Genomic DNA, 22,641 nt, shown 5'->3' on the forward strand with positions numbered 1-22,641 from the left:
TCCTTCACTCACTCGCCACGGGCCTGGAGGAACTCGTCGAGCACATCCAGCTTGCCGGGACGCCCATCCACGTTCATGCGCAACCAGCCGCCGACGGTGTTTTTCGGGTTGCGCACGTTCGACGGCAGGCTGAGGTCGAGCTCCTCGACGCCGAACAGCGCCTCGTAGACTTCCCGGCGCTCCTCGTCGTCGGAGGAATTCGACACCACGAGCTTGATCGGCACATCCCCTCGGCGCTCGCGGAAATTCACGTCCGCGCCACCCTGAACAAGCCTTTTGACCAGCGCCCCGTCGCCCGCGCCGAGATGGCGATGCCGACCGAGCAGGATCGTCAGCGCGTTCTGCCCGTATTCCTCGCGCGACGCATCCGCGCCACGATCCAACATGTCGTTGCAGATTTTCGCGCGCGCCTCCGGGTCACCGTTGGTCAGCGCCCCGAACAACATGTCAGTCACATCGTTTTTCGCGGGATCGAAGACCTCGCAGAACTCTTCGTACGTTCCCTTCTTCGCAACGTAGAGCGGGCTTGCCATAGGGTCTCCTTCGTGTCAGTTGCGTACTACTGTAAGGCAACTGGTGCGCGCTGGCACGTCGAAAAGCCCAAACTGCTAGCCTGGCGCGCATGGAAATCAACGACATGCTCGCACCCCCGCCGCTCCACCTGCCCGATGATCCCGCGAGGGGCGAGGACCCCCTGGCCCGCGAGACCGCGCTCACCCACCCGGATTCCCCCGCCGTGTGGGCCGCCCGCGCCGAAAAGGAGCTCGACGGCGGCGACGAGCTGATCGCCTACGCGTACGCGCGCACCGGCTACCACCGCTCGCTCGACCGCCTGCGCGCCAACGGGTGGAAGGGCTGGGGCCCGGTCCCGGCCTCGCACGAGGCGAACGTGCCGGTGCTTAAGGCAATCGCCATGCTCGCGCTTGCCTCCAAGGCGATTGGCGACGACGCCGAGTACGACCGCTGCCGCCAAATGCTTTCCGACGCCGACCCGGCCAGCGTCGACGAACTCCTCTAAGAACCCATGCGACGAATCCTTCCAGCCGCTGTCCTCGCGACACTGCTCCCGCTTGCCGCCTGCAGCAACGAGCCAGCCGACCCGCCTACCGTGACTGTCACGCAGACCACCGTGGTGGAGGAGCCCACAGGCCCGGAGAACACTGCCTCGGACAACGCTGCCCCGGAGAGCACTGCCTCGGAGAGCGCCACGCCGCCGGCGCAGCAAACTCAAGACAACGCGGATGCCTGCGCGCAGCTGCCGAAGGACCCGCGCGAGGCCTACCCTTCCGGCACAGCCCCTGGCCGCATGCCGGCAGATGACGGCAGCGACTTCAACTACTGGATCGAGGACATCGACAACGCCTACGACCCGTGCGCGCCACTGAGCTGGATCATCTTCCGCGGCTCGCTTGGCGACGAGCACCGCCCCGCCGGCACCGGCGCCTCCATCGCCGACGGTCTCGCCTTGTACGTCAACGGCGCGCCCGCCCAGGACATGGCGGCGGTGGACAAGATCGAGTCCGTCACCCCCACCCCCGACGGCGGCGTGGACCTGGCCTGGGGCGAGCGCACCGGCGCCACCGCCGAGGGCATCACCGCGCACTACACGGTGCATTTGCGCAACGACGGCGGCGCGGTCGTCCCGGTCTCTGGCAGCATCGACGAGTTCAACAGGTGGTGGAACTACCCGGTCCACTATCTGCTCGGCACCTACGACTAGTGGCGCCTAGCGGCGCCTAGCTCTGCGGGTACCACTCAGTGCCCGGGGAGTTCGCCGCCACCGAGCTCATCGGGATCGGCTCGCGCAGGCGGCCGGCGTTGTGGAGCTCCGTGACGACGCGCGGCACGTCCTCCGCAGGAACGGCGATGATGGGGATCTGGCCATCCTCGTGCTGCTCAATCCTGCCGCCCCGCACGGTGCCGCCGACCACGGCAAGGATGATCATGGCGACGTCGCCGCGGTTGAGGCGCGATGCCTCGAAGCGCGTCGTCCTGGCCGCCTTCTCGCGGTACTGGCTGCCCGCGTGGTTCGGGCCTGCGGTGAACTGGCCGTTCTCATCCAGGCTGAGCTCGCCGGTCCAGTGCTTCGTGTCCACCATGATCACGCCCGCCGCGGTGGACAGGACGTGGTCCGCGTTGGCGGTCACCGCGCTCTTGCGGGACAGCTCGCCGAGCATGCCGATCACGCCCATCGCGAGGCCGAACTTACGGGTCTCCGGCGTCGTGCCGTAGAACAGCTCGGACGTTGCGTCGTCGAAGCCGTCGACGGCCTTGGCCAGCCCGGAGCGGGAGTCGGTGCGGATCGTCACGTCGTGGGCAACCTCGATGGAGTCCGGCAGCTGTTGCTCGAGCATCTCACCGATCCGTTCCTCCGCCAGGTAACCGCGGGAGACGCGCTGCAGCGGCTCCGGCAGCCCGGTTTCCTCCGGGCGGCCCTGGCGCGCCAGCCCGACGAGGCGCTCGACCTCGGCGCGGCGTTTCTCATTGACCTGCTTCTCCAGGCCCTTGTTCACATACGCCTTGTTTTCCTTATCCTTGTTGATGCGGCGGTCCATGGAGCGGAAACCGCTCAGGCCCAGGTAGACCAGTGCGAGCACGCCCGCGAACATCATGATGCCGCCGAGGCCCTTGTTGAAGAGGGAGACGATGATGCCCAGGACAAACAGGACCGGGAATAGGACGATGGCGATAAGCCGTCTCTGGGTGCGCTTCCGCGCCTTCTTTGCACGGTCGTCGTTTTCGCCCAGCCCGTACTTTTCGGCGTGCTCGCGCATCGCGAAGGTCACGGCGTAGCCGTCGACCTCGCTTTCCAAGTACTTGTCCACCTCGGACGCAAAGTCGGCCCATCCGCCTTGGCCGGGGCGGGTCTTCCCGTACACAGTTGCCACTCGCTACGTCTTCCTTCCGGTTGAGCCTCACTGATTAATAAGGCCAATTGCATTAAAGCATTACCTTTTCTGCAATGTACCGGAAACGCGTCAGGCGAACTTCGCCTCCACGCGGCCAATGGCTTCCTTGGCCACCAGCTCCTGGATGCCCATGTCCAGCTCGGAGGTGAAGCCGACGCAGGAGCAGTTGATTTCGCCGAGGACGTAGGTGTCCTGGCCGGTCTCGTCGTCGTCGGCAAGCATGAAGTCCGCGGTCCAGATCAGCGGAATGTTGTCGCCGCCGAGCTTCTCCGCTATCACCGGGCGGGCCGCGGCGAACATGTCCACCAGCTCCTGCCACTCCTCCGGCTTCTGGTAGGTGTACGTCGCGCCCGAGAACAGGGTCGCGGAGAACGCATCGCCGCCGGCTGCCGGCTTTTTGTGCACCACGAAGACGGGGTGCGGGCCGACGAGCAGGATGCGGATCTCGCCCTCGGTGATGCGCGGCATGAAGCGCATATCCACGAGCATGCCGTTGTCGCCGATGATGTACTGGTCGCAGAAGTCCATGAACTCGCCCAGCTCGCGCTCCTCGGTGTGGTTGTCCACCGCCTCGGTGCACTTGAGCTTGGTGTCCAGCGGCAGGGCGGTGCCCGGCTCCAGCGCCTCGGCCTGCGCCTTATCAGCCAGCCGGACGCGCCAGATGCCGGAGCCGGTGGAGCCGCGGTTCTGCTTGAGCACGCGCTCGCCGTAGGACAGGGAGGTCGGGAACGTGTCGTGGAAAGAAGCGACGTCGTAGTAGGCGGCCGTGTCGGCGGGCACGAGGTCGGTCTGGTTGAGCTTGACTAGCGCGTCCTTCGCCCCGTACGCCATCATTTCGGCCGGGGTGGACATGCCGACCAGGCCGGCGTCGGCAAGCTTGGTCAGCAGCTCGAAGTACCCCTTCTCCCCGCCCGGGATGTTGCCAGGGTTGACGCGGGAGATGTAGGCGTCGAAGCGCTCGGTGACGTACTCGAACAGCTTTTCCGACCACTCGGGGCGGTAGAAGACGACCTCGGCGTGCCAGCCGGCCGCCTTGATCGCGTCGACGATGGGCATGGTGTCTTTCCGGTGGCCGTTGAACTGCTTGTCAGATCCGCCCTCGACCTCGAAGACGACGATTGCTTTGTGCACGGGATGCCCTTTCTTTTAGGCCTGGTTGGCAAGAGTCTCGGTCGCAGGCGCTGCCGAGCAGGTGTTACACACGGAATTTTAAGGCCAGCGCTGCGGTTCCACCGCGCGAGCGGGCGCGAGGTGTGCAACTTCACAACTGGCTGGGTGCGCGCAGCGCAGCGACCAGTTCAAACAGGCGTCCAATCCGCTGTTTTGCCCCGGCGGCGCGCGGCACGCGGTAGGGTGAGCGGTGAAATCGAGGCGAAGAAGCGTCGATAAGCATGCACCGAAGGGGAACCACCATGAGCATTGAGCTCGACGACAACCCGAAATTCAAAGACTTCGCGCACCCCGAGAAGTTCGTCTCCGCCGCGTGGCTCTCCGCGCGCCTGGGCAAGCCGGGGCTGCGCGTCGTGGAGAGCGACGAGGACGCTTACCTCTACGACATCGGGCACATCCCGGGCGCGGTGCGCATTGACTGGCACCGCGACCTCAACGACCCGGTCACGCGCGATTTCATCGACGGAGAGGCGTTTGCCAAGCTGATGAGCGAGCGCGGCATTACCCGCGACGACACGATCGTGGTCTACGGCGACAAGTCCAACTGGTGGGCCGCCTACACCGCCTGGGTCTTCGAGCTGTTCGGCCACCCGGACGTGCGCCTGCTCGACGGCGGCCGCGACGCCTGGATGGGCGAGGAGCGCGACACCTCCTTCGCCGTGCCGGAGTTCCCGGCCTCCGACTACCCCGTGGTCGAGCGCAACGACGCGCCGTACCGCACCTTCGCCGCCGATTTGCTCGCGGAGACGCCCGCGCAGCTTATCGACGCCCGCCCGGCCGACCAATACGACGGCACCGCCGAGGACCCGACCGCGGACCGCGCCCCTGGCAAGTCCCCGAGCACGCTACGCCACGGCCACATCCCGGGCGCGGTCAACGTGACGTGGGGCCGCTCCCTGTTCCCGAACGCCCTGTTCAAGGACCTGCCGAACATCGCCGCGATCTACGAGGACTTCGACCCGAAGGCGCGCACCGTGGTCTACTGCCAGCTCGGCGAGAGCAGCGCGCACACCTGGTACGTGCTCAACCACATCCTCGGCTTTGAAAACATCTCGCTGTACGACGGCTCCTGGGCCGAGTGGGGCAACATGGTGCGCGTGCCGGTGGAGCAGGGCTCCGGCGCCTCCTAGAATCCTGCGCTCGGGCGCGGAACTTCCGCCTCGCGACCTCCGGGTTGTAACATTGGGCACCGAAAACCGATATAGTTTGGCAACACTAATCGATTGCGAGAAAGACGGGATTTTCGTGCGTACTGAACCGAGCACCAGCCAGAACCCAGTCACCAAAGTCCTGGTGGCCAACCGCGGCGAAATCGCCGTGCGCGTGATCCGCGCCGCGAAGGACGCGGGCATCGCCTCCGTCGCCGTGTACGCCGACCCGGACCGGGGCGCGCCGTTCGCAGCGCTTGCCGACGAAGCCTTCTCCCTCGGCGGCGCCACCGCCGCAGAGTCCTACCTGGACATGGACAAGATCCTCGACGCCGCCGCGAAGGCCGGCGCGGACGCCATCCACCCCGGCTACGGCTTCCTGTCCGAGAACGCCGAGTTTGCCCGCCGCGTGATCGACGCGGGGCTGACCTGGATCGGCCCGTCGCCGGAGTCCATCGCCGCGCTGGGTGACAAAGTCACTGCCCGCCACATCGCCGAGGCGGCCAACGCCCCCATGGCGCCGGGCACCAAGGACCCGGTCGCCAACGCGGACGAAGTCGTAGCGTTCGCGGACCAGCACGGGCTGCCGGTGGCCATCAAGGCGGCGTTCGGCGGCGGCGGCCGCGGCATGAAGGTGGCGTACACCCGTGAGGAGATCCCGGAGCTGTTCGAGTCCGCCACCCGCGAGGCGACGGCCGCGTTCGGCCGCGGCGAGTGCTTCGTCGAGCGCTACCTGGACAAGGCCCGCCACGTGGAGGCCCAGGTGCTGGCGGACATGCACGGCAACGTTGTCGTGATGGGCACGCGCGACTGCTCACTGCAGCGCCGCTTTCAGAAGCTCGTGGAGGAGGCACCCGCGCCGTTCCTCACCGACAAGCAGCGCGAGCGCATCCACGCCTCTGCCAAGGCCATCTGCCGGGAGGCGGGCTACTACGGCGCCGGCACCGTGGAGTACCTCGTCGGCTCCGACGGGCTGATCTCGTTCCTGGAGGTCAACACGCGCCTGCAGGTGGAGCACCCCGTCACGGAGGCCACCACCGGCGTGGACCTGGTGCGCGAGCAGTTCCGCATCGCGCGTGGCGAGCAGCTGCGCTTCACCGAGGACCCGACCCCGCGCGGCCACGCCTTCGAGTTCCGCATCAACGGCGAGGACGCCACGGCCAACTTCATGCCCGCCCCGGGCACAGTCACTGAGTACGTCGAGCCGGCCGGCCCGGGCGTGCGCGTCGACTCCGGCGTGCGCGCGGGCTCCGTCATCGGCGGGCAGTTCGACTCTATGCTGGCCAAACTCATCGTCTACGGCGAGGACCGCACCGAGGCGCTGCAGCGCGCCCGCCGCGCCCTCGACGAGTATGTGGTCACCGGCTTCCCCACCGTCATCCCCTTCCACAAAGCGATTGTGAACGACCCCGCGTTCGTGGGCACCGAGGACTCCTTCGACGTGTACACGCGCTGGATCGAGGAGGAGTGGGTCAACGAGCTCACCAGCGACGACACCACCGACGACGCCGACGCTACAGACGACGCCGAGACGCGCACGTTCGCCGTCGAGGTCAACGGCCGCCGCATCGAAGTCGCGCTCCCCGCCTCCCTCGTCTTCGGCGGCGCCCAGCGCAAGAAGCCGAAGAAGCGCCGCTCCGGCGGGTCCAAGGCGGCCGTCTCCGGCGACGCCGTGGCCTCCCCGATGCAGGGCACCGTGATCAAGCTCAACGTCGCCGAGGGCGACGCCGTGGAGGAGGGCGACGTCCTCCTGGTCCTCGAGGCCATGAAGATGGAGAACCCGGTCAAGGCCCACAAGGCCGGCACCGTCACCGGCCTCGCCGCCGAGGAAGGCGCCCAGGTGAACAAGGCCGCCGTGCTGATGGAGCTGAAGTAGCGGCCTACCCAAGGATCCCCTCGCCCTTCCACTCCACCACGGTCTGCAGGATCTGCCCGATGACCGGCGCGGATGCCGCGAGCACGCCGACGACGATGATCGCGATCACCGGCAGCGTGCCCTCTTCCAAACTGGTGCTGCCCTCGATGCGCTTGGCGGAGCCCGCGGCGGCGCCGCTGAGCGCGTCGTCAGGCAGCTCCGCCTTGTGCGCCGTCGGCTGCTGCACGCTGTAGTACTTCGAGATCAGCGCGATCTCGTCAGCCGACTCGACCGGCCCGCCGTTCTTCGCCGCCGACGCGCGCGACAGCTGGTGCTCCCCCTCGCTCTTCGACTCAATCACGCTCACCCCCGAGTACACGCCGAGGAACCCGCGCCCGGGCGCCCACACCGGCCCGCCCGAGTCGCCGTGCTGCCCCGTCTCGCCGTCGAAGTACACGTTATTGTTCACGCTCCCCGCGTACTTCCCGCAGATCACGCGCCGCGAGGCCGCGCCATAGGTGCACACTTGCTGCCCCGGACGCATCTCGCTTATCGACGCCACCTCGTCCCCACTCCTCCCATTCCCCGCAAGGCGCACCCCGTCGTCCCAGCGGATCGCCGCCCAGTCGTTGCCCGTGACGCTGTCGCCCCAGCGCGAGGAGGGGTACAGGGTGCCGATTTCTGGGGTGAGCGTGCCGTCGACAAGCTTGACCCTCACCCTGTCCCCCGAAAGGCCGCAGTGCGCGGAAGTGTAGCTGATGTGCTCGGCGTGGTCGTTGAACGCGACGGCGCAGCTGGAACTGTCAGCAATGACGATCTGCGCGCCCTGCGCCACCGCGGTCGCCGCGTGCGCGGGCGGGGCCACGGCGGCGGTGGCGGCGATCGTGGCGGTGAGGGCGACGGCGACTCGGTTACGCATACGGCAGATCCTACAACCAGCAGCGTTCCTGCTCCGAGTTGCTATCGTGGGGCGCATGACATTTCAATTCCGACGCGCCGTCGAAGCCGATCGCACCTACCTCCAGCGCTTGAACTACCTCACCGAGGTGTTCGGCGACGAGGACGCGCCGATGCACGAGCAGCACCGCGACAGCATCGTCTCCGGCGTCGACGACTACGTCTACGGCTGGGACCCGGATTCCGACGGCGGCATCATCGCCACCGACGAATTCCACACCCCCGCCGGCGGCCTCTGGTTCCGCTACTGGGACGACCCGTCCAAGGGCCACGCCAACCTCGGCCCCGACATCCCCGAGCTGGCCATCGCGATCGAGGGCCGCTTCGCCGGGCAACGCCTCGGCGCGCTCCTCCTCGAGCAGGCCGTGCAGCTGGGGCGCGAGCAGGGCGCCGAGCGCCTCGCCCTCTGGGTCGACCCGGACAACCCGCGGGCGCGCCACCGCTACGAGCAGTTCGGCTTCGACGACGTCAAGGGCCTCGACAACGTCATGGCCCTCGACCTCTAGAGTTCCGGTTGCGGGGTCCGTGCGCCTGGGTTAGCGTCATGCGCATGGGGGAAGCACAACTGAAGGCCTTTTTCGCCTTCAAATCCGGGGGTATCGCGGCGCTCGAGCACGTCTACGACGCCGGCTATTCCGCCGACGCGCTGACCGGCCTCGGCGCGGCCGATGACTACGCCGAGACGCTGTGCCAGCTGGCGTCGAAATTTTTCGCGCCCACCACGCACTCCCGCTATCAGCAGCGCGCCCGCGACGCCGCGCGGCGCAACAGCCACTGCGTCGAAACGCTCGACATGATCGTGTGCACGGGCCGCGCCATCGCGGATCCCACCGACCGCTGGGACTACACCGAGCAGCTCTGCGCCACCCGCGGCGACACCGCGACGCTGACCAAGCGCGCCGCCACGCTGCGCAAGAAGTTTCTCGCGCCCCGCGTTCCCAAGGACGGCGCCACCATCCGGCGCAGCACGGCGCACGACAAGATCAGCGTGACGTTCACGGCGTCATCAAACGCGATGCAGGACGTCATCACCACCCTGGAGACGCGCGACGAGCACGGCGCGACGATCGACGCGATCGATTGGCTGGTGAACAACCGCTCGCTGTCCCAGGCCCCGGCGGCCGTCCACCTCATTGTCACCGACGACCAGATCGACCACATCCTCGCCGGCACCGACGACCAGCCGGACACCGAGCCGGTCGTGGTGACCAACACCGGGATCCGCATGACCACCAGCCAGGTGCTCGACCGGCACATCCTCCCCGACGGATACATCACCCTCGCCTCCGGGCACCTCGGCCCCATTAACACGCACCGCATGCGCCTGGCCTCGCCAGTGCAGCGGCTCGCGCTCGAGGCGGATTCCCCGACCTGCTGCTGGCCCGACTGCAACACGCCAATCAGCGGGTGCCAGGCCCACCACCTCACCGAATACATCCAGGGCGGCGAGACCACCCCGGCTAACATGTGCTGGCTTTGCCCGCACCACAACGCCGTCAACGGCCAGCCGGGCCGCGGCCGCATGACCCGCATCGACGGCCGCATCGCCTGGGTCGGGCCGAACAACAGCCCACCCAAGTTCACCGGCCGGAGCTACACCCCGCACCGCGCCCCCGTCGGCGGCCCCGCCCAAGGCCGACCACCCGACTAGCCGTTGAAGATCAGGGATAGGACGGCGAGGAGCAGCTGCAACGCGCCGCTGAACACCGCGCGCAGCCAGGAATCACTGCTGCCCGCCGGCTCGGGCGGCGGCGGTTTCGGCGCGCCCGCCTGCGCGTCGTCGCTGAAGTAGCTGACGAACACGTCGATGATCGCGTCGCGGATCGGCCCGCCGTCGGCCGTCGTCGCGCCGAGCGTGAACGCTTTCGTGCGCCCCGTCAGGTTGTCGCGCCCTTCGAGCGACGCCGAGTGCACGCCGACGAAGCCGCGCCCCGGAATCCACATCGGCCCGCCGGAGTCGCCCGGGGCGCCGGGCTCGACGTCCACGAGGAACGAGTTGCCCACCCGCGCGTAGTAGGTGCCGCAGGTCGCGGCGCCGGTGGCCCAGCCGTAGTAGCAGACGGTTTCGCCGCGCCGGATGTCGTCCAGCGGGATCTGCGCGTCGCCGGTGTACTCGTTCGGCCCGAGCTCGACGCCCGCGTCCCACCGGATACGGGCCCAGTCGTTGGTCGTCTCCTCGCTGCGCGGCGAGGTATCGAGGGTGCCGATTGCGGGGGACCACGTGCCGTCGTCAAGCACTTTGCGCACCCTGTCGCCGCTAGTGCCGCAGTGCGCGGCGGTGAAGCTTTCGCGCTCGCCGTTGAAGCCGACGGTGCACTCGGAGCCATCCACGACGACAGCGTCCCCCTGCCCCACCGTCACCGCCCCCGCCGCGGGCGCAGCCAGGAAAAGGGCCGCAGCCGCTGTCGCGACGCTGCGGCCCATCGGCACGGGAAGCATTCTCACCCGGGCAATTGTACCCAACTGCTCAGGTGGGCAAAACTTACTTTTCGGAGATGACAACCACCAGGTCGCCGCCCTCAACCTTGGTCGGCTGCGAGAACGCGAGACGCTCGATCGTGCCGTCCTGGGTGGCGGAGATGCCGGCCTCCATCTTCATGGCCTCGATGGTGGCGACCTGGTCGCCGGCCTTGACCTCGTCGCCGACCTTGGCGGTGATGTTCACCACGCCCGCGAACGGCGCGGCGACGTGGCCCGGGTTCGAGGCGTCCGCCTTCTCGGCCTCCGCGACCGTGGACTCGGCGTGCTCGTCGCGCACCAGCATCGGGCGGACCTGGCCGTTGACGGTAAGGATGACCTGGCGCATGCCCTTCTCGTCCGGCTCGCCGATGGCGTCCAGGCGCACGGACAGCGGCGGGCGCTGCTCGTCGATCTCGCCGTACCAGATCATGGTCTCCTCGCCCTCGACGAGGCCGTAGAAGAAGGTGCGGTCCGACAGCTGGTCGGTCACGCCGTAGGTGCGGCGGTGCTCCTGGAACTCGGCGTACTGCTTCGGGAACAGCAGCTTGTCCAGGGCCACGCGGCGGACGTCGTGGTCGTCGGACGCCAGGTCGCCCTCGAGCTCAGCAGGGACCTCGACGGTGTGGTCGACGGGGCTGCGGTCGGCCAGGGCGGCGTCGCGAAGCAGCGGCCAGCCGCCCGGGGGCGTACCGAGCTCGCCCTGCAGGAAGCCGATGACGGACTCCGGGATGTCGTACTTGCGCGGGTTCTCCGCGAAGTCCTTCGGGTCCACGCCCGCGCCCACGAGGTGCAGCGCCAGGTCGCCGACGACCTTGGAGGACGGGGTGACCTTGGTCGGGCGGCCCAGGATCTCGTTGACCGCGGCGTAGTAGTCCTCGATGAGCTCGAAGCGGTCGCCCAGGCCCAGCGCGTTCGCCTGCGTGCGCAGGTTGGACAGCTGGCCGCCCGGGATCTCGTGCTTGTACACGCGGCCGGTCGGGCCGGGGATGCCGGACTCGAACGGGGCGTAGACCTGGCGCACGGCCTCCCAGTACGGCTCCATGTCGGAGACGGCCTGCAGGGAGATGCCGGTGTCGCGCTCCGTGTTGGCAAACGCGGCGACGAGCGCGGACATCGACGGCTGCGAAGTGGTGCCGGCCAACGGCGCGGACGCCACGTCGACGACGTCGGCGCCGGCGTTGGCGGCTGCGAGGTAGGTGGCCAGTTGGCCGCCCGCGGTGTCGTGGGTGTGCACGTGGACCGGCAGGTCGAAGCGCTCGCGCAGCGCGGAGACCAGCTTCGCGGCGGCGGCCGGGCGCATGAGGCCCGCCATGTCCTTGATGGCAAGGACGTGGGCGCCGGCGTCGACAATCTGCTCCGCGAGGCGCAGGTAGTAGTCCAGTGTGTAGAGGTCCTCGTTCGGGTCCATGAGGTTGCCGGAGTACGCCATGGCGACCTCGGCGACGGTGGTGTTGGTCTCCAGGACCGCCTCGATCGCCGGGCGCATCTGGGAGACGTCGTTGAGCGCGTCAAAGATGCGGAAGATGTCGATGCCGGAGGTGGCCGCCTCCTGCACGAACGCCTTGGTCACCGAGTCCGGGTACGGCGTGTAGCCGACGGTGTTGCGGCCGCGCAGCAGCATCTGGATGTTCACGTTCGGCATCGCCTCACGCAGCTCGTCCAGGCGCATCCACGGCGACTCGTGCAGGAAGCGCATGCCCACGTCGTAGGTCGCGCCGCCCCACGCCTCCACGGAGGTCAGCTCCGGGGTGAGGTGGCCGACGTGCTTCGCCGCAGCGACGAGCGTGTTGGTGCGGATGCGGGTGGCCAGGAGGGACTGGTGCGCGTCGCGGAACGTCGTCTCGGTGACGCCGAGCGCGGTCTGGTTACGCAGCTTCTCCGCCCACTTCTTCGGGCCGAGCTCGAGCAGCTCGTCGCGGGAGCCGCGCGGCGTGTCGGAGTACTCGGTGGTGGGCAGCTTTTTCGACGGCCGGATCGTGGTCGGTCGCGGACCGTTCGGCTTATTCACCGTGACGTTGGCCAGGTAGTCGAGGATGCGGCCGGCGTCGTCAGCTGCCGGCGGGGCCTCGAGCAGGAACGGGTGCGCGGCGATGTAGCCGGTGTTGATGCGCTCGTGCTGGAAGTCGTCCTGGGAGAGCAGCACGCGCAGGAAGCCAATGTTGGTGGAGACGCCGTTGACGGTGAACTCGTTGAGCGCGCGCAGGGCGCGGTCCACGGCGACCTGGAAGTTGCGGCCGCGGCAGGTCATCTTCACCAGCAGGGAGTCGAAGTTCGGGGTGATCTCCGTGCCGACGGACACGCTGCCGTCCAGGCGGACGCCGGCGCCGCCCGGCGAGCGGTAGCCGGTGACGGTGCCGGAGTCGGGGCGGAAGCCGTTGTTCGGGTCCTCGGTGGTGATGCGGCACTGCAGGGCGGCACCGTTGACCTCGATGAGATCCTGCTCGAGGTGGACGTCCTCCAGCTTGGCGCCGGCGGCGATGTACATCTGGTTCTTCACAATGTCCACGCCCGTGACCTCCTCGGTCACGGTGTGTTCGACCTGCACGCGCGGGTTCATCTCGATGAAGACGTGGTTGCCCTTTTCGTCCACGAGGAATTCGACCGTGCCGGCGCCCTCGTAGTTGATCTCCTTGCAGAACTTCACCGCGTCCTCGCAGATGCGCTGGCGCTGCTCCTCGGTGATGTGCTGCGCAGGCGCGATTTCTACGACCTTCTGGTGGCGGCGCTGCAGGGAGCAGTCGCGCTCGTAGAGGTGGACCACGTTGCCGTAGGAGTCCGCCATGACCTGGACCTCGATGTGCTGTGGGTTGATCACGGCGCGCTCGACGTAGACGTTCGGGTCGCCGAAGGCGGCCTCCGCCTCGCGCGACGCCTCGGCGGCGAGCGCCTCCAGGTCTTCCGGCTTTTCCACGAAGCGCATGCCGCGCCCGCCGCCGCCCGCGACGGCCTTGATGAAGACGGGGAACTGGAATTCCTTCGCGTACTCGGCAAGCTGTGCGACGTCCGAGGACGGCTCAGAGTCCTTCAGCGTGGGGAGCCCGGCGCGCTCGGCAGCCTGGACGGCGGCGGACTTGTCGCCGGTCAGGTCCAGGGTGTCCGCGGAGGGGCCGATGAACTTAATGCCGTTGGCGTCGCAGGCGCGGGCCAGGTCGGCGCGCTCGGAGAGGAAGCCGTAGCCCGGGTAGATCGCGTCCGCGCCGGTTTCCTTGGCGGCGCGGATGATCTCGTCAATGTCCAGGTAAGCCTTGACGGGCTGGCCCTCGGTGCCGATCTGCACGGCCTCGTTTGCAAAGGGGCGGTGGAAGGAGTTGCGGTCCTCCCGCGGGTAGACCGCCACGGTTTTCGCACCGGTCTCAAACGCTGCGCGGAACGCGCGCACCGCGATCTCGCCGCGGTTGGCAACGAGGATCTTCTTGAAGGCGGGGAGGTCATTAAGTGGGAGTTGTTCCACGAGAACTTTGTCCTTTCGCTGTGTGCAAGGCACGGTTCGCATATCGAACGGAGCACCTCGACTCTACCGCGTCCGACGACGCCAGATGTACATTTTATGAACTCATTTGGGGCGGGCAGCGCGCGCAACAGCCCGCCGAGCGCGTGGTGTGCGACGGGGCGGGCTGGCGTCGATAAGCAAATTGCTAGAGGTGGCGCTCCTCCGGGCCGTTGTAGGCGGACAATGGGCGGATGAGCGAGTTGTTCTCGTACTGCTCGATGATGTGGGCGATCCAGCCGGTGATGCGGGCCATGACGAACAGCGGGGTGAAAAACTCGATGTCGAAGCCCAGGATGTAGTAGGCCGGGCCCGACGGGAAGTCCAGGTTGGGCTTGATGTGGATGGAGGTGTTCTCGTACATCGTTGTTTCCATGATGTCGTAGATGTCCACCCACTTCTGGGAATCCTTCTCCGGGTGCTCGGAGGCGAGCTTCTTAAACGCGGCCTCCATCGTGGGCACGCGCGAGTCGCCCTTCTTGTACACGCGGTGACCGAAGCCCATGACGAGCTCCTTGTTTTTCAGCTTGTTCAGCGTCCAAGCCTCCGCGTTGTCCGGCGAGCCGACCTCGACCATGTTGTGCATGACAAACTCGTTCGCGCCGCCGTGCAGCGGCCCCTTGAGCGCGCCGATCGCCGCGGTGATGGCGGACCACGCGTCGGACTGCGTGGAGGTCACCGTGCGGGCGGTGAAGGTGGAGGCGTTGAAGGAGTGCTCCGCGTACAGGATGAGCGACTTCTCAAAGGCCTCGATGTCGGACGGAATCGTGGCCGGCGAGCCCTCATCGTCGCCGAAGACCATCCAGAGGAAGTTCTCGGCAAAGCTCTTGTCGTGCGACGGCGCGAGGTAGTCCTTGCCCTGGCGGCGGCGGATGTCGGTGGCCACGACGGTGGGCAGCTTGGCCAGCAGCTGGGTGCCGATCTTGCGGATGTGGTCCGCGTCCGGCGTGAACTTGTGCTCGTCGCGGGTGCCCAGGAAGGACACGGCGGTGCGCAGCACGTCCATCGGGTGGCAGTCCTTGGGCAGGAAGTTGATGACCTGGATGAGGTCCTCGTCGATGTCGCGGTTGGCCATGCAGCCGTTGCGGAACTCCTCGCGGCCCTGCTCGTCCGGCAGCTCGCCGTGCCACAGCAGGTACGCGACTTCCTCGAAGCTGCAGTTCTCGGCGAGCTCCTGCACGGGGTAGCCCTGGTACAGCAGCGAGTTGGTCTCGGGGTTGACTTTGGAGATGGCCGTGTAGTCGGCGACGACGCCGGCGAGGCCCTTGCGAATTTCCTGATCAGACATGATGTGCTCCTTTGGGGGGATGGGGATGGGGTCTACTCGAACGTGGACGAGTAGCTGTCCTTGGAGTAGGTGAAGACGGACTGGTCGAACTGGTTGTATTCGTCGTAGCGGACGAGCTCGTAGAGGCGCGAGCGGTGCTGCATCTTGTCCAGCCACGGCGTTTGGATGCCGGTGTCGGCGATGTCGCGCAGCATCGCCTCGGTTTGACCCATGGCGATGCGGAACGTGGTCACCGGCCAGATCACCGCGTTGTAGCCGAGGTTTTCCAGCGTGCCGGCGGACAGCAGCTCGGTTTTGCCGAACTCCGTCATGTTGGCCAGCAGCGGGGTGTCCACGGCGGCGCGGAACTTGGCAAAGTCCTCCTCCGAGTACAGCGCCTCGGTGAAGATGAGGTCCGCGCCCGCGTCGGCATACGCCTTCGCGCGCTCGATGGCCTCGTCGATGCCTTCGATGCCGGCGGCGTCGGTGCGTGCGCAGATGACGAAGTTGTCGTCGGAGCGCTCGCGCACCGCCGCGGTGATGCGACGCACCATGAGGTCGCGCGGCACGACCTCCTTGCCGTCGAGGTGGCCGCAGCGCTTCGGGTTCACCTGATCTTCCAGGTGGAGCGCCGCCAGTCCGGCCGCCTCGAATTCGGCGACGGTGCGGGCCGCGGACATGGGCTCACCGAAGCCGGTGTCGGCGTCGATAAGCACCGGCAGGTTGGTGGCGCGGGCGATCTGGCCGCCACGGTTGGCCACCTCGGACAGGGTGGTCAGGCCGATGTCGGGCAGGCCCAGGTCGTTGGCCACCACAGCGCCGGAGACATAGACGCCCTCGAAGGCGCCGATGTCTTCGATCAACCGCGCCGTGAGCGGGTTAAACGCGCCCGGCAGCTTGGTGATGGTGTCCGCGGTAAGCGATGCACGCAGTGCCTGCCTGCGCTCGCGCGGGGTTTTCTCGGGTGCAAACATTTAGAAGATGCCTCCTGGGATCTCGGGCGCGTTTGCCTTCGCGTCCTCGTTGACAACAATGTTGAGTTCGGACAGGTCAGTGAGGTTTTCCAGGTCCTGCACCGCGGCCAGGAAGCGATCCTGCTCCTCCGGGGCGACAATGCCCTCGGCCAGGGTGCGGAACTTCTGGATGTAGTTGTCGCGCTCAAAGGGGCGAGCGCCGAACGGGTGGGCGTCGGCCACGGCCATCTCGTCTTCGATGACGGTGCCGTCGGCGAAGGTGATCACGGCACGTGCGCCGAAGGCCTTCTCGTTCGGGTCCTGCGAGTGGTAGCGGCGGGTCCACTCCTCGTCCTCCACCGTGGAGATCTTGTGCCACAGCTCGACGGTCTCGGGACGGCCGGCGCGCTCCGGGGTGTAGGAGTTGACGTGGTGCCAGGTGCCGTCCTCGAGAGCGACGGCGAACATGTACATGATCGAGTGGTCAAGGGTTTCGCGGGATGCGGTGGGGTCCATCTTCTGCGGGTCGTTCGCGCCGGTACCGATGACGTAGTGGGTGTGGTGCGAGGTGTGCAGGACGATGGATTCGATGTCGGCGGTGGACTTGCCGGCATCAGCGATGGTCTGCTTCATGCGGCGCGCCAGGTCGATCGGGGCCTGGGCCTGGTACTCGGCGGAGTGCTCCTTGGTGTAGGTCTCCAAGATGGCGCGCTTGGCCTCGCCGTCGGCCGGCAGCGGCACGGTGTAGGTGCGCTCCGGGGAGTGCAGCATCCAGGCGATGAACCCGTCCTCGCCTTCCCAGATCGGGGCCGGCGCGCCCTCGCCACGCATGGTGCGGTCGACGGCCTCGATGCCCATCTTGCCGGCGAATGCCGGGGCCGATGCCTTCCACGAGGAGATCAGGCCCTTGCGGGACTGGCGAGTGGCGGTGGTGGTGTGCAGCGCTTGGCCTACGGCCTGGTAGATGGTGTCCACGTCCAGGTCCAGCATGGTGCCGATGCCGGCCGCGACCGACGGGCCGAGGTGCGCGACGTGGTCGATCTTCCACTCGTGCAGGCAGATGCCCTTGACCAGGTTGACCTGGATCTCGTAGCCGGTGGCGATGCCGCGGATAAGCGCCTTGCCGTCGAGGCCCTTGTGCTGGGCGACGGCCAGGATCGGCGGGATGTTGTCGCCCGGGTGGGAGTACTCGGCTGCGAGGAAGGTGTCGTGGAAATCCAGCTCGCGCACGGCGGTGCCGTTGGCAAACGCTGCCCATTCGGCGGAGTAGGCGCCGTCGATACCGAAGATCTGCGCGCCGCCCTCGGCGACCGGGTGCGCCTCGGCCATCACGCGGGCGGTGGCGACCGGGCGGCGACCGTAGGAGGCGACCGCGACGGACGCGTTGTCGATGATGCGGTTGATAATCATCTCGCGCGTATCTTCCGGCACCTCAACCGGGTCGGCGGCGACCTTGGCCACCTTGTAGGCGAGGTGTTCCTCGATGGGGAAATCCTCGGCGGACTTCCGGGTGCGGACTTCGTGGTTGATCATTCGGTGTGCAACTCCTCGGCTGGTGTGGGGGCGAGTGGGCGTCGATAAGCGATTGCCCTGTTGTTGCAACTCATAGTAGGGCGCAAAATGTGGGCTAGGTCATTATCCAAAGTGTGAAAAGGAGTGTCACGGGTGCGCGGTTTTTGTAAACTTTGTAAAACCACAGTTCAACGCACCGAAGCGGCGGGGAGGCCCAATGACCAAGCACTACGCGGGGGCAAGAATCCACACGCTGCGCGCCAACGAGGGGCTCACGCAGGTGGACATGGCGCGCAAGCTCGGCATCTCCACCAGCTACCTCAACCAGCTGGAAAACGACCAGCGGCCCCTCACCGTCACCGTGCTCCTGCAGCTCACGCAGGTCTTCGGGCTGGACGCGACGTTCTTCTCCCCCGACGCCGAGCAGCGCGTCGCCGGCGAACTCGCGGAGCTACTGCCCGGCGCGCCCGAGTCGGAGCTCGCGGAAATCGCGCTGCGCTACCCCGCCGTTGCGCAGGGCATCAAAGACCTTCCCGGGATGCTCGCCGGCGCCGCCAGCAACCCGCACATCGTCGTGCGCGACTTCTTCCAGCAGCACAACAATTACTTCCACGACCTGGACACGGCCGCGGAGGACTTCGCCACCCCACTCCACGCGCGCCAGCTGCGGCTCACCCGCATCGCCGCCGTGCTGGACCGCGACTTCGGCTACACCGTCCGCTTCAACCAGCACACCGGCGGCGAGCGCTCGGCCGCCAGCGCCGACGCGCGCGAGATCCGCCTGCGCACCGGCCTTTCCGAGGCCCAGCAGTGCTTCGAGCTGTCGTACCACTACGCACGCATCGCGCACGGGCAGCTTCTCGACGCCCACGCCTCCCCCATCGCCAACCCCCGCGCCCGCCAACTCGCGCGCCACGGCCTGGCGCAGTACTTCGCCGCGGCCGCCACCATGCCGTATTCGCTCATCCTGGAGGCGGCGGAGGAAACCCGCTACGACGTGGACGTGATCTCCGCGCGCTTCGGCACCGGCTTCGAATCCACCTGCCAGCGGCTGGGCACCCTGCAGCGGCCCGGCGCGACCGCCATCCCCTTCGTATTCATCCGCACCGACCGGGCTGGCAACATCTCGAAGCGGCAGTCCACCACCTCGTTCCACTTCTCCCAGCGTGGCGGGACCTGCCCGCTGTGGGTGGTGCACCGGGCGTTTGAGACCTCCAACCGCGTCACCCGGCAGGTCTCCGTCATGCCCGACGGGCGGACGTACATGTGGGTGGCGCGGATGGTGCAGGGCCCGGCGGTGGAGTTTGGGAAACCGCGCAAGGAAAACGCCGTGGCGCTGGGGTGCGACTCCGCCCACGCGGACCGGATGGTCTACGCGGACGGGCTCGACCTGTCGCCGGACTCCGCCACCCCGATCGGGCCGGGGTGCGAGACGTGCCCGCGGCGCGCCTGCCCGCAGCGGGCGTTCCCCGCGCTGTGAGGTTTAGTCCAGGTCGGACTTCTTCACCAGGCGGCGCGCCGCCTCCGTGACGGAGCCGGACAGCGACGGGTAGACCGCCATGGAGTTGGCCAGCTGCGCGACGGTGAGGTTGTTGGCCACCGCGATGGTGAGCGAGTGAATGAGCTCCGAGGCGGTCGGGGCGACGATCACGCCGCCGATGACCTGGCCGGAGCCCTTGCGGGCAAAGATCTTGACAAAGCCGTGCTGCAGGGAGCGCATCTTGGCGCGCGCGTTGGTGGCCAGGGGCAGCTTGTACACCTCGGCGGCCACCTCCCCGTCCTTGATCTGCTGCTCGGTCACGCCCACCGCGGCGATCTCGGGGCGGGTGAACACGGCGTTGCCCACGGTCTTGATGCGCAGGGGGGTCACGCCCTCGCCGAGTGCGTGGTCCACGGCGATGCGGCCCTGCTGCGCGGCCACAGATGCGAGCGGCATGAGGTCGGAGCAGTCGCCCGCCGCGTAGATGCCGGAGACGTTGGTGCGGGAGACGCGGTCGACGTGGATGTGGCCGGACGGGGTGGTCTCCACGCCGGCGGCCTCCAGGTTCAGGTCGGCGGTGTTGGGGATGGAGCCGATGGACATCATCACGTGCGAGCCTTCGATGGCGCGCCCGTCGGTGGTGTGGACGACCACGCCGTCGCCGGTGTTTTCCACGCGCTCGACGCGCGCGTCCTTCTCCAGCTGCACGCCGAGGTTGCCCAGGACGGTCTCGAGCACGTCGGCGGCGTCCGCGTCGTCGTGCGGCAGGATGCGGTTGCGCGAGGCCACCATGGTCACCTTCACGCCCAGCTCGGCGAAGGCGGAGACGAACTCCGCGCCGGTGACGCCGGAGCCGACGACGATGAGGTGGGTGGGCATCTCGATGAGGTCGTACATCTGGCGCCAGTTGAGGATGCGCTCCCCGTCCGGCTCGGCGCCCTTGAGCACGCGCGGGCTCGCGCCGGTGCAGACGAGCACCATGTCGCAGTCGATATGCTCGGTGGTGCCGTCGGCGCACTCGACTTCGAGGCTGTGCGTGGTGTGGCCGTGCTGTTCGTCGGTGAAGTGCGCGCGGCCGTCGATAAAGCGCACGCCCACGCGGTCCAGCTGGGCGCGAATGTCGCGCGACTGCTCAGCGGCCAGCGCCACCACGCGATTGTTCAGCGCGCTCAGCGCCAGGTGCGCCTCGCCCAGGCCGTGGTTGAGCCCCATGTCGTCGGCGCGACGCAAGTCCGTCTTAATGTTGGCGCCCGCAATGAAGCTTTTCGACGGCACCACGTCCTTCCGGATCGCCGATCCGCCAGCCCCCTGGTCCTCCACCACGATGATCTCCGCGCCGTAGTTCGACGCGACCAGCGCGGCCTCGTACCCTGCCGGACCTCCACCAACAATGACGATCTTCTTCGACACCGAGTTTCTCTCCCCTTTTATTTGCGAGCGGAATTTTTCGTGCGCCAGTGTACAGGCCCGCCTAAGGCTTCGATGCGTTGAAGTACTGCTCCACCACGGAGCCGAAGAAGCGCACGCCGACGGCGATGGCGCGCTCGTCAATGTTCAGGTTGCCCTGGTGCAGGTCGTACTGTTCCCCGCTCCCGCTCCACGCGCCGAGGCGCACCATCGCGCCGGGGACGTGCTCGAGGTACCAGGAGAAGTCCTCCCCGCCCGAGGACTGCGGGGCAGTGACGATCCCGTGCGGGTCCACGGCGCGGCCGGCGGCGGCCGCGAGGGCGGTGGCGGCGTCGTCGTTCAGCACCGGCGGCACGCCGCGCACGTAGTCCAGGTGGTAGGTGCAGCCGGTCGGCGCGACGACCAGGTCGATCAGGTCCGTGAGCAAGTCCTCCAGCCCGCGCCAGGTGGTGATGTCCGCGGTGCGGATCGTCCCGTCCAGCACGCCGACCTTTGGGATCGCGTTCGGGGCGTCGCCGGCCTCCACGTGGCCGAACACCAGCACGGTGCCGGTGCGCGGGTCCACGCGGCGCGACAGCAGCGCCGGCAGCTGCGTCACCAGCGCGCCGAGGGCGTAGACCACGTCCGTGGTCAGCTGCGGCCGCGAGGTGTGGCCGCCCGGCCCCTCCACCCGCACGCTCAGCACGTCTGAGGCAGACGTGATCGCCCCGGCGCGCACGCCGACCTGCCCCACCCGCAGCTTCGGCTCGGTGTGCAGCGCGTAAATCGTGCTCACGCCTTCGAGCGCGCCCCACTTGATCACGTCGAGCGCGCCGCCGCCCATGACCTCTTCGGCCGGTTGGAAGATGACGCGTACGCCGTGGGGCAAGGTGGCTTTGGCAAGCGCACATGCGAGCGCCAGCGCAACGGTGGTGTGGACGTCGTGGCCGCACGCGTGGGAGACCCCCGGCTCGGTCGAGGCGAACGACAGGCCGGTCTGCTCGGTGACCTTCAGGGCATCAATGTCTGCGCGGAACGCGAGGCGTTCGCCGCCCTCCGGTCCGATGTCCACGTACAGCCCGGTGCCCGGGAAGGGGACGGGCTGCAGCCCGTGCGCGACGAGGACGTCGTGGATGAACCTGGTCGTCTGGACCTCTTCGTTGGAAAGCTCGGGGTGGGAGTGCAGATGTCGGCGCCACTCGATGACCTCGTCGTGGTGCTGCGTGACCCATGTGTCCACGGCTGCCGCGATTGATGCCGTGTCTGCCATTGTCCCTCCGGCTCTCTCGATGTGGCGTGTGCTTAGCCTGACAGTCTACGCGCGCACGCCCAGCGCAGAGCTAAAAGTCAATATTGCGCGGCCCGTAGAGGCGATCGCCGGCGTCGCCAAGCCCGGGCACGATGTACGCCTGCTCGTTCAAGCTCGGGTCGATCGCCGCGGTGATGAGCCGGATGGGACCGCCGTGAGCTTGCAGCTTATCGACGCCCGGCTGCGCACTCACCATGCACACGCAGGTAATATCGTCCGCCCCGCGGTCAACCAACAGGTCGATCGCGTGGATGAGCGAGCCGCCCGTGGCCAGCATCGGGTCGACGAGGAAGACGGGCTGGCCGGACAGGTCGTCCGGCAGCGCCTCCAGGTACGGCACCGGCTCGTGCGTCTCCTCATTGCGGGCCATGCCGATGAAGCCGACTTGCGCGTCCGGGATCATGGACAGCGCGGGATCGATCATGCCAAGGCCGGCGCGGATGATGGGGACGATGATCGGCGGCGTCTTCAACCGGGACCCCTGCGCGGTATCCACCGGGGTGACGGTGTCGAAGGTTTCGACCTCGAGGTCGCGGGAGGCCTCGTAGATCAGCATGGCGCCGAGGTCCGCGAGCGCCGCGCGGAAAGCTGCGTTGTTGCTGCGCTCGTCGCGCATGATGGTCAGGCGGGAGGCGGCAAGGGGATGATTCACAACGGTGATGTCCATGACTCTCCATGCTAACCCACTGGCGCGAAACGACCGCGAAACAACGAGGTCCAGCGGGCGCGACAAAAAATCTGCCACTTT

The 22,641-nt window shown here is 67.7% G+C and carries 19 protein-coding genes; 7 read left to right on the forward strand and 12 right to left on the reverse strand.

Translation table 11 applies throughout. The annotated features are described in order from the left end of the window. Positions 1 to 8: 8 nt before the first annotated feature. Positions 9 to 533 carry an ankyrin repeat domain-containing protein gene (locus CKJ82_RS04250; RefSeq protein WP_095537162.1) on the reverse strand — a complete coding sequence of 175 codons (525 nt, stop codon included), beginning with the start codon at positions 531 to 533 and terminating at the stop codon, positions 9 to 11. An 89-nt stretch (positions 534 to 622) separates the two neighbouring features. On the opposite strand from CKJ82_RS04250, the gene CKJ82_RS04255 reads away from it, so the two are divergent. Together CKJ82_RS04255 and CKJ82_RS04260 are read left to right on the forward strand one after the other, a co-directional pair. Continuing rightward, positions 623 to 1,018, forward strand: a complete 396-nt coding sequence (locus CKJ82_RS04255; RefSeq protein ID WP_095537163.1) for a DUF3151 domain-containing protein — start codon at positions 623 to 625, stop codon at positions 1,016 to 1,018. Between the two features lie 6 nt (positions 1,019 to 1,024). Then, on the forward strand, positions 1,025 to 1,720 hold the full coding sequence (locus tag CKJ82_RS04260) for a hypothetical protein (RefSeq protein ID WP_133064013.1): 696 nt from the start codon (positions 1,025 to 1,027) through the stop codon (positions 1,718 to 1,720). 16 nt (positions 1,721 to 1,736) lie between these two features. Here CKJ82_RS04260 and CKJ82_RS04265 read toward each other — a convergent pair whose 3' ends face one another. Continuing rightward, entirely contained in the window at positions 1,737 to 2,888 is a 1,152-nt protein-coding gene (locus CKJ82_RS04265; RefSeq protein WP_095555336.1) for a nuclease-related domain-containing protein, read from the reverse strand. Between the two features lie 90 nt (positions 2,889 to 2,978). After that, complete coding sequence (locus CKJ82_RS04270; protein WP_095537166.1) at positions 2,979 to 4,040, reverse strand: Cj0069 family protein; 1,062 nt, start codon at positions 4,038 to 4,040, stop codon at positions 2,979 to 2,981. Positions 4,041 to 4,321: 281 nt separating this feature from the next. Here CKJ82_RS04270 and CKJ82_RS04275 point away from each other — a divergent pair, with 281 nt between their 5' ends. Together CKJ82_RS04275 and CKJ82_RS04280 are read left to right on the forward strand one after the other, a co-directional pair. After that, positions 4,322 to 5,209: a sulfurtransferase gene (locus CKJ82_RS04275; RefSeq protein ID WP_095537167.1), complete on the forward strand. Its 888-nt coding sequence runs from the start codon at positions 4,322 to 4,324 to the stop codon at positions 5,207 to 5,209. Positions 5,210 to 5,324: 115 nt separating this feature from the next. Next, the gene (locus tag CKJ82_RS04280) at positions 5,325 to 7,103 is read left to right on the forward strand and encodes an acetyl/propionyl/methylcrotonyl-CoA carboxylase subunit alpha (protein WP_095537168.1); all 1,779 of its coding nucleotides are present in this window, start codon (positions 5,325 to 5,327) and stop codon (positions 7,101 to 7,103) included. Between the two features lie 4 nt (positions 7,104 to 7,107). Here CKJ82_RS04280 and CKJ82_RS04285 read toward each other — a convergent pair whose 3' ends face one another. Then, positions 7,108 to 8,001, reverse strand: a complete 894-nt coding sequence (locus CKJ82_RS04285; RefSeq protein ID WP_095537169.1) for a chymotrypsin family serine protease — start codon at positions 7,999 to 8,001, stop codon at positions 7,108 to 7,110. Between the two features lie 55 nt (positions 8,002 to 8,056). Between CKJ82_RS04285 and CKJ82_RS04290 the strand changes: the two genes are divergently transcribed. Then, positions 8,057 to 8,545 carry a GNAT family N-acetyltransferase gene (locus tag CKJ82_RS04290; protein ID WP_095277640.1) on the forward strand — a complete coding sequence of 163 codons (489 nt, stop codon included), beginning with the start codon at positions 8,057 to 8,059 and terminating at the stop codon, positions 8,543 to 8,545. Positions 8,546 to 8,589: 44 nt separating this feature from the next. Next, entirely contained in the window at positions 8,590 to 9,690 is a 1,101-nt protein-coding gene (locus tag CKJ82_RS04295; RefSeq protein WP_133064014.1) for an HNH endonuclease signature motif containing protein, read from the forward strand. On the opposite strand, the gene CKJ82_RS04300 is transcribed toward CKJ82_RS04295, so the two are convergent. The 5 genes from CKJ82_RS04300 to prpD form a co-directional block, all read right to left on the reverse strand. Further along, entirely contained in the window at positions 9,687 to 10,484 is a 798-nt protein-coding gene (locus CKJ82_RS04300; RefSeq protein ID WP_133064015.1) for a trypsin-like serine protease, read from the reverse strand. The genes CKJ82_RS04295 and CKJ82_RS04300 overlap by 4 nt on opposite strands. A 37-nt stretch (positions 10,485 to 10,521) precedes the next feature. Then, on the reverse strand, positions 10,522 to 13,950 hold the full coding sequence (locus CKJ82_RS04305; RefSeq protein WP_240510504.1) for a pyruvate carboxylase: 3,429 nt from the start codon (positions 13,948 to 13,950) through the stop codon (positions 10,522 to 10,524). Between the two features lie 184 nt (positions 13,951 to 14,134). Then, entirely contained in the window at positions 14,135 to 15,274 is a 1,140-nt protein-coding gene (locus tag CKJ82_RS04310) for a bifunctional 2-methylcitrate synthase/citrate synthase (protein WP_095537173.1), read from the reverse strand. A 32-nt stretch (positions 15,275 to 15,306) separates the two neighbouring features. Further along, positions 15,307 to 16,227 (reverse strand): methylisocitrate lyase, encoded by a 921-nt coding sequence (gene prpB, locus CKJ82_RS04315; RefSeq protein ID WP_095537174.1) that lies wholly within the window; start codon positions 16,225 to 16,227, stop codon positions 15,307 to 15,309. Then, complete coding sequence (gene prpD, locus CKJ82_RS04320) at positions 16,228 to 17,739, reverse strand: 2-methylcitrate dehydratase PrpD (protein WP_095537175.1); 1,512 nt, start codon at positions 17,737 to 17,739, stop codon at positions 16,228 to 16,230. It lies immediately after the preceding gene. A gap of 196 nt (positions 17,740 to 17,935) precedes the next feature. On the opposite strand from prpD, the gene CKJ82_RS04325 reads away from it, so the two are divergent. Continuing rightward, the gene (locus tag CKJ82_RS04325; RefSeq protein WP_095537176.1) at positions 17,936 to 19,198 is read left to right on the forward strand and encodes a short-chain fatty acyl-CoA regulator family protein; all 1,263 of its coding nucleotides are present in this window, start codon (positions 17,936 to 17,938) and stop codon (positions 19,196 to 19,198) included. Positions 19,199 to 19,201: 3 nt separating this feature from the next. Here CKJ82_RS04325 and CKJ82_RS04330 read toward each other — a convergent pair whose 3' ends face one another. The 3 genes from CKJ82_RS04330 to upp form a co-directional block, all read right to left on the reverse strand. Then, positions 19,202 to 20,608, reverse strand: coding sequence for an NAD(P)H-quinone dehydrogenase (locus CKJ82_RS04330; protein ID WP_095277660.1), 1,407 nt, complete (start codon positions 20,606 to 20,608; stop codon positions 19,202 to 19,204). 61 nt (positions 20,609 to 20,669) lie between these two features. Beyond that, a complete protein-coding gene (locus CKJ82_RS04335; protein WP_095537177.1) occupies positions 20,670 to 21,854 on the reverse strand; it encodes an amidohydrolase in 1,185 nt (394 codons plus the stop codon). A gap of 70 nt (positions 21,855 to 21,924) precedes the next feature. After that, complete coding sequence (gene upp, locus CKJ82_RS04340) at positions 21,925 to 22,560, reverse strand: uracil phosphoribosyltransferase (protein ID WP_095537178.1); 636 nt, start codon at positions 22,558 to 22,560, stop codon at positions 21,925 to 21,927. Positions 22,561 to 22,641: the final 81 nt, after the last annotated feature.

Source organism: Corynebacterium gottingense (genome assembly GCF_002285125.1).
In the GTDB taxonomy this organism is placed as follows: domain Bacteria; phylum Actinomycetota; class Actinomycetes; order Mycobacteriales; family Mycobacteriaceae; genus Corynebacterium; species Corynebacterium gottingense.

What these genes read in the sequence shown, in the direction of transcription:
- CKJ82_RS04290 (WP_095277640.1), top strand. Translation starts at nt 8,057, where the DNA reads ATGACATTTCAATTCCGACGCGCCGTCGAAGCCGATCGCACCTACCTC.
- CKJ82_RS04310 (WP_095537173.1), bottom strand. Translation starts at nt 15,274, where the DNA reads ATGTCTGATCAGGAAATTCGCAAGGGCCTCGCCGGCGTCGTCGCCGAC.
- CKJ82_RS04255 (WP_095537163.1), top strand. Translation starts at nt 623, where the DNA reads ATGGAAATCAACGACATGCTCGCACCCCCGCCGCTCCACCTGCCCGAT.
- prpB (WP_095537174.1), bottom strand. Translation starts at nt 16,227, where the DNA reads ATGTTTGCACCCGAGAAAACCCCGCGCGAGCGCAGGCAGGCACTGCGT.
- CKJ82_RS04285 (WP_095537169.1), bottom strand. Translation starts at nt 8,001, where the DNA reads ATGCGTAACCGAGTCGCCGTCGCCCTCACCGCCACGATCGCCGCCACC.
- CKJ82_RS04325 (WP_095537176.1), top strand. Translation starts at nt 17,936, where the DNA reads ATGACCAAGCACTACGCGGGGGCAAGAATCCACACGCTGCGCGCCAAC.
- CKJ82_RS04275 (WP_095537167.1), top strand. Translation starts at nt 4,322, where the DNA reads ATGAGCATTGAGCTCGACGACAACCCGAAATTCAAAGACTTCGCGCAC.
- upp (WP_095537178.1), bottom strand. Translation starts at nt 22,560, where the DNA reads ATGGACATCACCGTTGTGAATCATCCCCTTGCCGCCTCCCGCCTGACC.
- CKJ82_RS04260 (WP_133064013.1), top strand. Translation starts at nt 1,025, where the DNA reads ATGCGACGAATCCTTCCAGCCGCTGTCCTCGCGACACTGCTCCCGCTT.
- prpD (WP_095537175.1), bottom strand. Translation starts at nt 17,739, where the DNA reads ATGATCAACCACGAAGTCCGCACCCGGAAGTCCGCCGAGGATTTCCCC.
- CKJ82_RS04335 (WP_095537177.1), bottom strand. Translation starts at nt 21,854, where the DNA reads ATGGCAGACACGGCATCAATCGCGGCAGCCGTGGACACATGGGTCACG.
- CKJ82_RS04295 (WP_133064014.1), top strand. Translation starts at nt 8,590, where the DNA reads ATGGGGGAAGCACAACTGAAGGCCTTTTTCGCCTTCAAATCCGGGGGT.
- CKJ82_RS04250 (WP_095537162.1), bottom strand. Translation starts at nt 533, where the DNA reads ATGGCAAGCCCGCTCTACGTTGCGAAGAAGGGAACGTACGAAGAGTTC.